Genomic DNA, 12,962 nt, shown 5'->3' on the forward strand with positions numbered 1-12,962 from the left:
TCCCTCCAAGCTTGCCAACAGTGAGCACTCAAGACCGCAGGGCGCTCGTTGCCAGCAATTCCTTCAATATCGCCGCCGGGTCGGCTCGTTTTTGTTGACGATATTCCCCGACATGACGAACGAATAAGGTCGCGCGCGCCACCAGGCTCTTGCCCAGCACCGGCTTGCGCTCCATCTCCTCCTTGATGCGTTGAAACTGCGCCTGGATCACGGCATCGGTGTAACGCGTGCCGGTCGCCAGGTTGTCGATATAGATCGCCACCGCGCCATCCAGCGCGCTGCGGCCGTTGTCGATGGCCGTGGCGAACAGTTGCGCGCTGGCATCGTCCTTGGCGTCCACCGCCACCTGGTGGCTGCGCTGCAGATTGGTCAGGCGGATGTTGTAGTTGTTGACGGTCTCGGCCACCAGGGCCGCCGATTGGATCAGGTTGCCGGCCGCTTCCTCGCGTTGCTGGGCGATGAGCGAGACGTTGCGCTTGAGTTCTTCGTTGACCAGTCCCAGTTCGGCTTGCAGCCGCGGGTCGACGCTGGCAGCGATGATGCTGTCCAGGCGCTTGGTCGGATCCTGGGCGTCGTCGATGGCATCGGTCAGGGACGCGAGGCGACCTTCTTTCTGCCATTGGGCGAACAGTTCCTTGTAGCGCGAACGCGGTGCCGACAGCGCGCCGACAGCCACCCGGAAGCCCGTGGTTTCGTTGCTTTGCTCGGTGCCGTCGGCTGTGAACAAGGGGTATTCACGGCGCATGCCGGTGAACAGCGTGCCCTCGCCTTCCAGGTAGTTGCCGCCCTTGACCACGAAACCACCGTAGGCGCCCTGGCGTCGTCCGGAATGCACCAGCTGGAAGGACTCCTGGACCATTTCGGCCGCGTTGCCGATCACGTCGAACAGGCCGACGGGGTTCGGCAACTTGGTGCCGATGGGCATCAGTCGCGCCGCCTGGCCCGTGCCGCCGGCCACTTGGTTGAACACCGCCCAATCGGCTAATGGTCCGTCGCTTTCACTGCCTTCCAGGCGCCGTGGGAACAGCCGTCCTTCCAGGTCCTGGCGGCTGACAGCCTGCCCGCCACGGGCGGCGAATTCCCACTCGACTTCGGTGGGCAGGCGCACGAAGCCCAGCCCGCCGTCTTCGGCGGAGGTGCCGCGACCGCTCACCGGCAGCAGGTCCTTGTGGTATTTCATCAGCCAGGCGCTGTACACCGCCGAGAAACGCTCGGCCTCGAACTTCGACAGTTTCACTTTGGGCAAGCGCCCGGCCATGCCCTGGGGCAGCTCGGCTTGCAGGGTCTCGCAGGCCGGTGCCGGCTCACCGCTGGCCAGGGACTGGGCCTGGGCCATGACCTGGGCGTATTGGCGCGCCGTGACTTCGTATTTGCCGATGAAGTACAGCATCGGCTTGAGCGGCGTCTGGGCGTCGGTCTTGGGCATCAACGGCGTGATGGTCTTGTTCCAGTCCTTGGGCAGATCCTTGAGGGTGAACTGGCCGTTGATGAAGTCGCGCCGGTAGCCGGAAATGAACGACTGCTGGTAACCGGCCTCGCCCTCGCTGAACGGGTAGCCCAGGCTGATCTCACGGTCGTCCAGGGTGCCCTGGGCGAGGATGTAGACGTAGCGGAACACCATCTGTCCGTCACACGGCAGCGGCAGGCTGACGTCATCGGGCAACGGCTTGGGGTTGTCCAGCTTGTCGCTGCCTTCATCGGCGCTGGCGATGTTGCTCAGAGCGGCCAGACTGGCCAGGCTCAGCGCCACGGCGGCGCCCAGTAACTTATACATCACGGATTCCTTCAGAGGCCTGGATGCGCGCCACCCGCCAGCCGCCACAGGCCGCCGCCACGGCGCTGACGCCGAGCACGGCCACCAGGGCCAGGGTGTAGTGACGCAGCAGCAGATGGCTGGCGTACTCGCCCGGCATCTGTGCAAATAAATGATTCAGGCCCGACTGCGCCAGGCCGTACAACCCGGCACTCAGCAGAGCCGCGAGGCTGGCGCTGTACAGCGCCTGCAACACCACGAACAGCAGCAGCGCGGCGGTGGACACCCCCAACAGGCGCAACACCGACAGCTCCCGCCGCTTGCGTTCGACCGCCGCCAGCGCTCCGGCAAAAATCGCCGCGAACGCCCCGGCCAACGCCAACCCGGCGATGATCCAGAACACGATCGACAGGTTGCGGCTCAACGATTGCACTTGTGCGATGGTCTGGGCCTGGGTCGACACCAAAAGATTCTGCGCCACGAAATACTGCCGCAGCGGTTCCACATCGCCGAGGCTGCGGGCGTACAGACGAAACGCCGGATAGACGCGCTGCCCGGCAACACCCACCGCATCGCCCGGCCAGCCGAGCGCGGGCACCGCACGCCCGTCGCGGTAGTCCTCGGCCGCTTCCAGCAGGGCCAGCGGCGCGAACAATCCATCACGGGCAAAGGCTTCCAGCGGCAATACGTGCAGCACCCGGACCCGGGTCCGCTGCGCCTCACTGCGACCGGCCACCTGCCGGCCAAAACTGGCCTGCAACCAATCGCCAGCCTTGGCGCCAAGCTTCTCGGCAGCGGTCTGGCTGAGCACCACCTCGTCCAACCCTTGGGGCAACGGCAGGTGGTCGAGCAAGGGGTCGTTGGCGGCGGTGGGGATCATCTCGACGGTGACGGCCGCCGTTGCGTTGTTCAGGTCCGCCGTCGCGGCGATCTGCCGGGTGCGCGGCAGGGCGAACGACACATCGCCGCGCCGGCCCAACTGTTCGATGAACTCGGCGCTGAAGCGACCACCGCCCAGGGGAATGATCTCCCGGGTGGCCGGGTCGCTTTGCAGGCGCTCGGTCAGGCTGCTGACCAGGCCGAATTTCAGCCCGAACAGCACCAGCAACGGCGCCACCACCGCCACCAGCGCCAGCACCGAGCAGGCCGACAGCCAGGCGTCGTTGCGATAGTCCTGCCAGGCCAGGGAAGCCACCAGCGCGCCGCGCATCAGCAAGCCTCCCCAAGGGTGGCGGTGACACCGCCGTCGACGTCGCGACGGCAACTGATGCGCCGCACCTGCAAGCCGCTGGCGCGGGCCAGGGCTTCATCGTGGGTGGCAACCACGCAGCACACGCCGCTGTCACGGGTCTGGGTCACCAGCAACTGCATGACCCGCTCGGCGTTCAACGGGTCGAGGGCCGCCGTCGGCTCATCCGCCAGCAGCAGCCGCGGACCGTGGGCCAGGGCCCGGGCACAACTGACCCGCTGGCGCTGGCCGACGGACAGGTCCGCCGGTTTCTTGTCCAGTTGATCGGCAATATCCAGTTGCCCGGCCAGGCGCGCCACGCTGCCGTCATCCTTCAAGCCGAGCAGTTTGCGCGACAGCTCGATGTTGCCGCGCACAGTCAGGAACCCGAGCAAGCCGCCCGTTTGCAGCACATAACCCAGGTGCCGGCTGCGCAGCTGCGCCAGCGTATTTTGCCCGGTGCCACGCCACAGCCGGGCGATGTCCAGCGTCGTATCGGCAGGGGCAAAGTCGAACTGCGCGGCCTGATCCGGCGCCAACACCAGCGCCAGCATGTCCAGCAAAGTGCTCTTGCCGCAGCCGCTGGGGCCGACCAGCGCCAGTTGTTCACCGGCACGCAATTGCAGCCGTGGGATCACCAGGCTATAGCGCTGGCTGCCGGCGCCCCGGCTTTTGTGCACCGCACTCAGGCTCAGCATCATGGCAAGGTCGACAACGGAACGCGGTACAGCGCATCGCCCGGCTCGGCGTCGCCGAAGCGCACCCAGTTGGCGAGGTCGTTGTGGAAGGTTTCATAGAGGCGGATTTTCGAATCCAGCTCATCGATGAAGTCTTCCTGCTCGGCCACGCTCAAGGACAGCCACAGGTCCTGGGTCATGCTCAGCGACTTGCTGCGGTACGGCAGCCCCTCCAGGTACTCGCCGAGGATGCCGCCGTCGGCGAGGTTGCCGCCCTTGCGCAAAGCCGAGGGGTCGCGGCTCATGTAGGCACTGGCACTGGCAATTTCCTGGAAAAAATCCTTGGGCGAGCTCTGGGTCTTGCGGGCCGCGTCGACGATCAGCTTCAGCGACTGTTGCAGGTCGTTGAGTTGCAGCTTGGTGAGCATCACGCAGACCTGGAACGCCGGCAGCGCCGGGTTGGTCAGGTCGCGGTCGGCGGTCCAGGCGCTGACCAGTTGCGGCGCCTGGCTGGCGGCCTTGCGCCCGAGGAAGTCCATGTGCATGGCATAACCGACCGCCGCCGACTTGTCAGCCAGACTCGGCGCGGCACTCAACTGCGGAACCGCCTGCACTTTGTTGCTGCGCACCTGATGCACGAGGTCGGCGAACACCGAACCGATCTCGTCCACCCGCTCGCCCAGCTTGTGCACATCCGCGCCGGCGACGGGAATGTACAAGTCACCGATCTGCGGGTTGGCATCGGCAGTCAGGGTGCGGTATTGGCTCTGGGCACCGGCGTGGGTTTTCTTGCCGGCGTCGCTGAGCAGGTGCAGGGCGTAGATCTTGATTTGCTTGCCCAGGGCGGCTTGACGCACTTCGGCTTCGTTCATCTGCGTCGCGGCAAAGGGATCGTTCTTGCGCAAGGCACCGGCGTCGGTAACGAGCAGGATCAGGCGCCCGCCATAGCCGGACCAGTCCATGCCCTCGACCGCTTCCATCACGCCGGCAAACGCATCCTCGTTGAAGGAATGGCTCGACACCGTGGACGCCTTGACCTGCCGTGCAAGGTCCAGGAAGCGTTGCGGGTCGCGGCCCTGTTCCAGGGTGATCAAGGTCTTGGCCACGTATTCCAGGCCTGGGGTTTTCTTGACACTGCTGCGGAAACCCACCATGCCGAAGCTGACGCTGTCCAACTCGCCACGCTCGGCGATCCGAGCCTGCAACTGGTGCACCACGTCGCGCACCTGATCGATGTAGGGCTGCATGGACACGGTGGTGTCCACCACCAGCACCACCGCAGTGCGGAACGCATCGGCATTGGCGGTCAGGATCGGCGTGTTGTTGGAGGCTGCCCGAGGGGTGTTGCCAGGGTCGATGGAGGCCACGTTGAGCAACTGCACCGGCTGACCATTCTCATCGAAGCTCTCGCGGGAGTCGAAGATCGGCAACAGGTAGAACTGGTTCTGCGGTACGGCGCTGGCGGCCGGCTCCAGGGCCAGCACCTGCTGGTTATCCTCGCGGTTCTGCTGGGCCTTGAGCAGCACGTTCTTGGCGTTCGACGGGTTGGCCAGCAGCTTTTCCACTTCGCCAGGCTGACGCAGGAACATCACCGGCGCGCGGCCGGAACGTTCGGTGAACTTGAGCACCAGGCTCTGTTTCCAGTCGCTGACCTGGGCAGCCGGCAACCAGCCGTCGCTGCGCCCGTCCGTGGCGGCGCCGACCCGCACCCAGGCGCCGCCATTGACGTCTTTGCGCTGGTACACGTACAGCACCGAGAACGCCGGCAGCTCCTTGCCCGGCGCGGCGCCCGGTTCGGCGGCGAGCTTCGCCCCCGGTTTGCTCAGCACCCGCTGGAACAGGGTTTTCTTGCCGGCCATCAACAAAGGACGCTGGCCGCCATCGGCTTCCGTCGCCACGGGCGGATTGACTGGCGGCTTGACCGGTGGCGCCTCGGGGTTCTTCACCGGAGGCGTCTCAGGCACTTTTACCGGCGGTTTGCTGGACGAGGTCGTGGATGCCACGGACTGCTTGCCGGTCTTGCCGCTGTCACCGGACAACCACCAATACCCCGCGCCACCCAAGGCCAACGCCACGGCCACCGCGACGGCGGCAAGGGCGAACACCGGGGTCTTGCGCGGCTGCGTGGCGGCAGGGCGCTGGGGCGGGCTCACCGGTGGCGGGACTGGCGTCGGTTGTGGCTTCGGTTGCGATTGGGGCTGCGCGGGGCCGCTCGGGATGTCGATGGACATCGGCGTCAATCCCGCCAGGTCATCGCGGCTCGATGGCGGCGGCACGGGCAGCGGCAATGGCCGGATCAGGGTCGCCTCGGCCGAATCCGCCGGCAGGTTATCCAGGGCCCGCAACAGCGCTGCCGCATCCGGGAACCGTTCCGCCGGGTCCTTCGCCAACAGCTTGCGCAGCACATCCTGGTAGCGGCCGTGGTGCACCGGCAGTTCCGGCAGCGGTTCGGTCAGGTGGGCCAGGGCCGTGGACAGCGCATCGTTGCCGGTATACGGCAACTTGCCGACGAGGATTTCGTAGAGCACCACCCCCAGGGCATACAGGTCGGCACGGCCGTCGATGTCCTGCCCGCGAGCCTGTTCCGGACTCATGTAGCTGGGCGTGCCCACCGCGAAACCGGCCTGGGTGAATTGGGTGCGATCGTCCAGGGACTTGGCGATGCCGAAGTCCGAGAGCACCGCCGTGCCGTCGGCACGGAACAGGATGTTCGCCGGCTTGACGTCGCGGTGCACCAGGCCCAGTCCATGGGCGTAGCCCAGGGCCGAGGCGATCTGGCGAATGTAGGTCAGGCCCTGCTCCGGCGACAGGCCGGCGGCGATGCGTTCCTTGAGCGTGCCGTTGGGCAGGTACTCCATCGCCATGTAATACAGCTCACCGACATTGCCGATGTCATGGATGGTGACGGTGTGCGGGTGCGACAGGCGCGCCAGGGTCTTGCCTTCGCGCAGGAAGCGCTCGCAGAACGTCGGGTCGGCGGCCAGCGCGGCCGCCATGACCTTGAGCGCCACCTTGCGCTCCAATGAGCGCTGGGTCGCCAGGTAAACACTGGCCATCGCGCCTTCGCCGATCTCGCCGTCGATGTCGTAGCCGGGGATCTGGATGTTCAAAACGGAGTTCATGACGGCACCTTCACAACCACCACGGTGATGTTGTCCGGGGCGCCGCGCATCAGGCCCAGGGAGACCAGGCTGCTGGCAATTTCGCCGGGTTCGTCGTGGCTCAGCACTTCGCGGATTTCTTCGTCTTCGACGGTCTTGGTCAGCCCGTCGCTGCACAACAGGTAGCTGTCGCCGGGCACCAGCAGCAGCTCGGTCATCGCCAGGTTCAACTGCGCCTCGACACCGATGGCGCGGGTGACGATATTGGCCCGGGGATGCACCCGGGCTTCGGCCTCGCTGAGCAGGCCGCTGTCCTGCAGGTCCTGGACGTAGCTGTGATCCCGGGAGATGCCTTCCAGCACGCCGTCGCGCAGGCGATACAAGCGGCTGTCGCCGGCCCACAGGCACATGCCGCGCAGGTCACGAACGGCGAGTACCACCACGGTGCTGCCCATCATGGTCACGCCACGGTTGGCGGTTTCTTCACGCACGGCGGCGTTGACCCGCTGCAGGTCGCTTTGCAGCGCCGCGATGTATTCGTCCAGCGAACGGCCCACGGCAATGTTGCGCAGGCTGTCGACGATCAGGCTGCTGACGTAGTCGCCGGCCGCGTGCCCGCCCATGCCATCGGCGACCACCCAGAGGCCGTTTTCCGGCAGGTCCAGGCACGCATCTTCGTTAACCTGGCGGACCATGCCAACGTGGCTCTTGCTTGCAGATTTGCAGGCTTTCCCAGCACTTGGACGCATCTACACAACACCTTCTTGGCCGAGCAAAAATTGCGCAAAGTCAGCAGCGGCCGGCAGGCCCTGGCAGCGCATCAAACCGGGCGCGATGCGCTCCGAACCCTGCCCCCACCACAGGCTCGCGCCCTCACATGCCGACTCGGCCAGGGCACTCATGCGCCGCTGCGGGTCGGTGGCATCGAAGCGATGCAGGCTGGCAAACCGGTTGCTGGGGATACGTGGCAGAAACATCGGGCTGCCAAGGTTTTCCAGTTCCGCGCCGAAGGCTTCGAACGTGGCCTCTACGCTCAATGTGCTCAGCAGCAGGTTCTCCACCCGCTCGAACCACTCATCCGCACCGCCGACCACCGACGCCGGGTCCGCATCGGGCTCCAGCAACACCGCGACGGTCAGCGGAAAATAGCGACCGACCCGGTCGATGCTCGGCATCACCACCCCAACCGCAGCGTCCGGCCCGCACACGCCGGGGGCGACCATGAAGCGCCACAGCGGACTGACCAGATAGGCATCCAGCCATCGCTCGCCGAGGCAGGTCTGACTGGCGAGCAAACCGGCCGCCAGCCACGAGTCCCACGGGCCAATAAAGCTCTGGGGCAAGCCACGGCTGACAAAATCCCCACGGCTGGCCAACTTTCCATAGAAACCCGGTGTACTCATAGCCGCTCCGGCAGGCTGAAGCCGCTGAGCACGCGGCTTTTGAACGGGTTGAAGGCACTGCTGGCCCGCAGCTCGTAGGAAGCGCTGGCGTTATCGACCCGCAGCCGCAGGTTGAAGCGGTCCGGCGAGTTGCCGGCGGTCAGGTCCGACTGCTCCAGCAGCCGGAACCAGGCCCACGGCCCATCCAGGGTGATACCGGAGCGACCGTTGGAGGACGGCGGCATGACCGAGATCCGCACCACGCCGATGCTGCCCGGGTTCGGCCACTGCATGGCGGTCGGGCGACTCGGGCCGTGGTCGTAGCTCAACTGCTGGCCATCGAGATCGAGCAGAAACTGGGTGATGGTCGAGTCCATCGCCACCGGCTTGAGCTCGAAGCGCACCATCGGCTGGGTGCCGCCGGAACGGAAGAACGCGTCGCGAATGGCCGCCGCGCGCTGGAAGGTCTGCAGCACGCCAGGGGCGATGCCGAGTTTCTGCGCCGCACCCGGCTGCCAGCGCCAGGTCGGTGTGGAAGTATCGACGTAAGGTTGCAGGTACTTGCGGAAGTAGTTGTCCATCACCCCGCCGACGCCGAAGAACTGGCCGAAGTCATCCAGGGTCGCGTCCCGGGCACTGCCCGGCGACATCGGATAACGCCCGGCCAGGGACTGGCGGTAGATGTTCACCACTTCGCTGGTCCAGGCGGCGTTCAGTTGATTGCGCACCCCGCCCATCATGCTGTTGGTGGTGGAGTTAACCACCGACTTGACCAACCCCTGCACCAACGGCGGCTGACGCTCGGCGTTGAGGCTGACCCGGGTGGCGGCCGCCGCGGCCTGGTTCTTGGCTTCGCCGAGCAAGGCATCGCCGCTGGCGCCGACCATGGCACTGACCTGCACGTACAAGGCATTCATGTCGGCCAGCAAGCCATCGATGGCGGCCGGTTCACCTTCGTTTTTGCTGACGATGCTGTTGAGCTCGGCGAAGTGCGCCGTGATCGGGTCGTCGCTGGCCTGCGGTGCGCTTTGCGTCGCCTGCTCCTGGCCGAGCAAGCTGCCCAGGCGTTCCTTGAGCTTGTCCACCCCGCCCTCCACCGGCGCGCCCTTGGCGGCCAGCAGGCGTTCGTCCTGTTGCAGGTCGGTTTCCTTCGCCACCGCCACCAACAGTTTTTTCAACGGCGAGGTCGGCCCGGAAATCACCCGTAGCACATCGGCGGCCTGGGCCACGCTGGTGATCGGTACGAAATCGATGTCGGCGAGCAAGGCATCCCATTGACGCTGATAGTCCTGGAAGTACAGCCGGCGCACATCGGCGGCCAGGCTGGCAACGTTCTGCTGATCGGCCTCTTCATGGCCCAGCACCCATTGCTCTTCGGCCAGGGTGCCGGTCTGGCTCAGGCTGGTGAGCAAGAAGCCCTGGCGGTAGCCCTTGACGGTGAAGAACCCGCTCAACGGCTCGCCCAGCGGCTTGCCGCTCTTGCGGCTGAACACCAGCGCGGCGTCACGCCCGGCGGCTTCGTTGATGCGGAAGTCCGGGATGCCCTCGGGCAGTTTCTGCCGCTTGATCCGGTCGTAGACGCGTTGGGCCACGGGCAGCTGTTGCAACTGCCGGCGCAGGTCTTCGATCAGCCGAGGGTCCAGCCGTGCGGTGGGCGGGTGACGTTCGAACAGCGCTTGCAGATGCTCGCTCAGGGCCAGCCGCTGTTCGGCCGGCAGGTCACGGGGCAGGCTGCGATCCCAGTCCAGGGCAATCCAGGCCTTGATGAAGTCGGCGTCGTAATGCTCGTTGTCGGCGAGCATCAGGTAGGCCTTCAAGCCTTCGTAGAGGAAATCCGAATTGCCGCCGCTGTGCAGTTGCTCTTCGATGCGCGTCAGCAGGCGCGGCGCGAACACCGCGATCAGCAACTTGCGATAGACGCTGCCGGACTCGGCTTCCAGCATGTCGCCCTGGTACAGACCCAGGCCCTCGGCCCAATCCGGCGCATCACCCGCCAGGTGTTTAACGGCGTTGAGCAACGGCAGCACCGCGAGCACATCGCGCTGTGCCGGGCTGAGGTTCTGCACGGTCTGGCCCAGCGGCGCGACCTTCTGGTCGACCTGGGCGATGTAGGCCTGGTTGGCCCGATAACTGACCCACCACAACGTGCTGACCACCAGCACCACTAGCACGGTGGAGGCCAATACGCCCCGGGCGATCCATTTGCGCCGACGCTCGACTTTCGGGTCGACGCCCACCAGCCCACGCTCGGCGAAGGCAACAGCGGTGAAGAGTTTTTCGATGAAGTAGCTGCGCCCAGTGCCGGTCTGGCGCGCCAGGTGCTGGCGGTCCAGGTTCATGCTTTGGGCCATGGAGCCGATCAGGCGGTCGATCGGGCTGCCTTCCTGGGTGCCGCTGGTGAAATACACACCGCGCAGCAGCACGCGCTCTTCGAAGGCGTTGGGCTTGAACACGCCGTCGAGGAAGCTTTGCAGGCAATCCTTCAAGGCACCGAACTGCTGCGGGAAACCGTAGATCAGATCACGCCGCGCCGGGTCGCGTTCCTGTTGCAGGCGCTCCACCAGCCGGTCGTTGAGGCGCTGTTCCAGGCCGGTGAATTCGCTTTGCAGGTGCGCCAGCGGACTGTCGTTGCTCTTGCCATCGTCGAGGGCGAAGGTCATGCCCCAGACCTGCGCGCGCTCTTCCTTGCTCAGGGTGTCGAAGTACTCCATGAACCCGGGCACGAGGTCGAGCTTGGTCAGCATCAGGTAGACCGGGAAGCGCACGCCCAGTTGGGTGTACAACTCCTGGATACGCAGGCGGATCGCGGCGGCATGGGCAGCGCGCTCGGCGTCGCTGCCCAGCAGCAGGTCGGACAGGCTGATGGCGATGAACGCGCCGTCAATCGGACGCCGGGCCCGTTGCTTTTTCAGCAGCCCCAGGAAGCCCAGCCAGGCAGCCTTGTCGATGGCCGCGTCGCTGTCCTGGGTGGTGTAGCGCCCGGCGGTGTCGAGCAGGACGGCCTGGTCGGTGAACCACCAATCGCAGTTGCGGGTACCGCCGACGCCGCGCACCGCACCGGCGCCCAACTGGGCCGCCAACGGGAAGTGCAGCCCGGAGTTGACCAGCGCGGTGGTCTTGCCCGACCCCGGCGGGCCGATGATCACGTACCACGGCAGTTCGTAGAGGTTACGACGCTCGTCACCGCCCAGCTTGGCCTTCTTCAACAGCGCCAGGGCTTCGTCCATGCGCTGGCGAAGGGTTTCGAGTTCTTCGGCGGTGGCGATGCTGGTGGGGTCGGGCGGCGTCTGCTCGGCCAGGCTGCGCATGACTTCGGCGGCCTGACGACGGGCCTGGATGATGCGGAACACGCGGTAGGCGATCCACACCGCGAACACCAGGATGATCAACGCCCAGCGCCGCCCTTCGGGCACCAGCCAGTCCAGCAGCGGGCCGACGAACCAGATGATCAGACTCAGGGCAATCAGCCCCAGCAACGGGATGACCCAGCGGATCATGAAACTGAAAAACGCCTTCACTCGACTCCCTCCGCCAATACGGTGATTTCAACCCGACGGTTGCGTGCACGCCCTTCCGTGGTGGCGTTGGACGCCAGTGGTTCGGTGTCGCTGCGGCCTTCGGCGCTGAAGCGCTCGGGCTGGCCGGTCTTGGCCGACAGAATCTGCAGCACCGACTGCGCCCGCGCTTCGGACAACGCCCAGTTGGACGGGAAGCGCAACGTGGCAATCGGACGATTGTCGCTGTGGCCGGTCACCAGGACCTGGCCCTTGACCTTGCGCACCGCATCGGCGATGCGCAGCATCAACGGCTCGAAATCGTCCTTGATGCTGGCGCTGCCCGAGGCGAACAGTTCGTCGCCACGGATGGTCACCACCGAACGGTCGACGGCGTCTTCCACCGCGATCCGATTGGCTCGGATTTCATCGGCCAGGAAACCGGCCAGGCGGGGACGCTCGACCACTTTCGGCTGCACCACAGGGCGGTCGATGGTCTGCACCGGGATCTCGCCGAGGAAGTGAATGTTCTTGAACACCGGTTCGGCATCGGAGGCGAGTTTCATGCGCAGACCGAACAGCAGCGCCAGCAGCAAGGCCGCGCCGATGGCCACGGTGATCCATGGCGGCATGAATTGCGCCAGGCGGTCGCGGGCCACGGTGACGCCGCGCCAGTGTGGCGACAACTCGCGTTCGTAGTCGCCACGGGCACTGCGGATCACCGCACTGGTGCGTTCGCGCAACGCTTCGAGTTGGCTGCGACCGTCGTTCATCACCCGATAGCGCCCTTCGAAACCGAGGCACATGCACAGGTACAACAGCTCCAGCAAGTACAAGCGTTCCCGTGGGCTTTGCAGGCAATGTTCCAACAGCTGGAAGACTTTCTCGCCACCCCAGGCTTCGTTGTGCACGGTGATCAACAGGCTCTGCTTGCCCCAGTCGCTGGTGCCGCCCCAGGGAGTGCTCAATACCGCTTCATCCAGCGCGGTGCACAAGGCATAGCGGGCCAGCAGCACGTCGTTGCGCACCACCCCGGCAGCCTCGGCGCGCTCTTCGAACTGGCGCAGGTAGGCCAGCAGTTGTGCGCGCAGGCTGGCCGGGGCCGGGTGCGCGATGGTACTGCGCAGGCGCGTCAGCAGGGCCAGCAGCGGCCCGGCGGCGCTTTCCAGCGGGTTAAGGCCCTGGGCCTTGCCGGTCAGCACCGGCGCGGCCGGCATCGACAGCGGCGCGGGTGCGGGCTGAGGGCGACCGGCATCCGGGCGGAACGGATCGGCGCCACGGCCGCCGGGCGTTGGCATGAACTGGGTACGATCGTCGTTGCTCATCG

Annotated in this window: 8 protein-coding genes; all 8 read right to left on the bottom strand. The window is 66.0% G+C overall.

What is annotated here, in order from left to right; translation table 11 throughout:
• Positions 1-28: 28 nt before the first annotated feature.
• Genes LOY35_RS27700 through LOY35_RS27735 form a run of 8 tightly spaced genes read right to left on the bottom strand, consistent with a single transcriptional unit; the run spans position 29 to position 12,960 of the window.
• Positions 29-1,774, bottom strand: a complete 1,746-nt coding sequence (locus tag LOY35_RS27700; protein ID WP_258629306.1) for a formylglycine-generating enzyme family protein — start codon at positions 1,772-1,774, stop codon at positions 29-31.
• Complete coding sequence (locus LOY35_RS27705; RefSeq protein ID WP_258629307.1) at positions 1,767-2,963, bottom strand: ABC transporter permease; 1,197 nt, start codon at positions 2,961-2,963, stop codon at positions 1,767-1,769. The genes LOY35_RS27700 and LOY35_RS27705 overlap by 8 nt, the downstream gene beginning before the upstream one ends.
• Complete coding sequence (locus LOY35_RS27710) at positions 2,963-3,679, bottom strand: ABC transporter ATP-binding protein (protein WP_258633751.1); 717 nt, start codon at positions 3,677-3,679, stop codon at positions 2,963-2,965. The genes LOY35_RS27705 and LOY35_RS27710 overlap by 1 nt, the downstream gene beginning before the upstream one ends.
• The gene (locus tag LOY35_RS27715; RefSeq protein WP_309475893.1) at positions 3,679-6,780 is read right to left on the bottom strand and encodes a serine/threonine-protein kinase; all 3,102 of its coding nucleotides are present in this window, start codon (positions 6,778-6,780) and stop codon (positions 3,679-3,681) included. The genes LOY35_RS27710 and LOY35_RS27715 overlap by 1 nt, the downstream gene beginning before the upstream one ends.
• On the bottom strand, positions 6,777-7,508 hold the full coding sequence (locus LOY35_RS27720) for a PP2C family serine/threonine-protein phosphatase (protein ID WP_258629308.1): 732 nt from the start codon (positions 7,506-7,508) through the stop codon (positions 6,777-6,779). Before LOY35_RS27720 ends, LOY35_RS27715 begins: the two co-directional genes overlap by 4 nt.
• Entirely contained in the window at positions 7,509-8,162 is a 654-nt protein-coding gene (gene tagF / locus LOY35_RS27725) for a type VI secretion system-associated protein TagF (protein ID WP_258629309.1), read from the bottom strand.
• Entirely contained in the window at positions 8,159-11,659 is a 3,501-nt protein-coding gene (gene tssM / locus LOY35_RS27730) for a type VI secretion system membrane subunit TssM (protein WP_258629310.1), read from the bottom strand. Before tssM ends, tagF begins: the two co-directional genes overlap by 4 nt.
• Complete coding sequence (locus LOY35_RS27735) at positions 11,656-12,960, bottom strand: DotU family type VI secretion system protein (RefSeq protein WP_258629311.1); 1,305 nt, start codon at positions 12,958-12,960, stop codon at positions 11,656-11,658. The genes tssM and LOY35_RS27735 overlap by 4 nt, the downstream gene beginning before the upstream one ends.
• Positions 12,961-12,962: the final 2 nt, after the last annotated feature.

The organism is Pseudomonas sp. B21-028 (assembly GCF_024749045.1).
Classification (GTDB): Bacteria; Pseudomonadota; Gammaproteobacteria; order Pseudomonadales; family Pseudomonadaceae; genus Aquipseudomonas.

Excerpts from the sequence above, each read along its gene's own strand:
- tagF (WP_258629309.1), bottom strand. The coding sequence starts at position 8,162 with ATGAGTACACCGGGTTTCTATGGAAAGTTGGCCAGCCGTGGGGATTTT.
- LOY35_RS27710 (WP_258633751.1), bottom strand. The coding sequence starts at position 3,679 with ATGCTGAGCCTGAGTGCGGTGCACAAAAGCCGGGGCGCCGGCAGCCAG.
- LOY35_RS27735 (WP_258629311.1), bottom strand. The coding sequence starts at position 12,960 with ATGAGCAACGACGATCGTACCCAGTTCATGCCAACGCCCGGCGGCCGT.
- LOY35_RS27720 (WP_258629308.1), bottom strand. The coding sequence starts at position 7,508 with ATGCGTCCAAGTGCTGGGAAAGCCTGCAAATCTGCAAGCAAGAGCCAC.
- LOY35_RS27705 (WP_258629307.1), bottom strand. The coding sequence starts at position 2,963 with ATGCGCGGCGCGCTGGTGGCTTCCCTGGCCTGGCAGGACTATCGCAAC.
- LOY35_RS27700 (WP_258629306.1), bottom strand. The coding sequence starts at position 1,774 with ATGTATAAGTTACTGGGCGCCGCCGTGGCGCTGAGCCTGGCCAGTCTG.
- LOY35_RS27715 (WP_309475893.1), bottom strand. The coding sequence starts at position 6,780 with ATGAACTCCGTTTTGAACATCCAGATCCCCGGCTACGACATCGACGGC.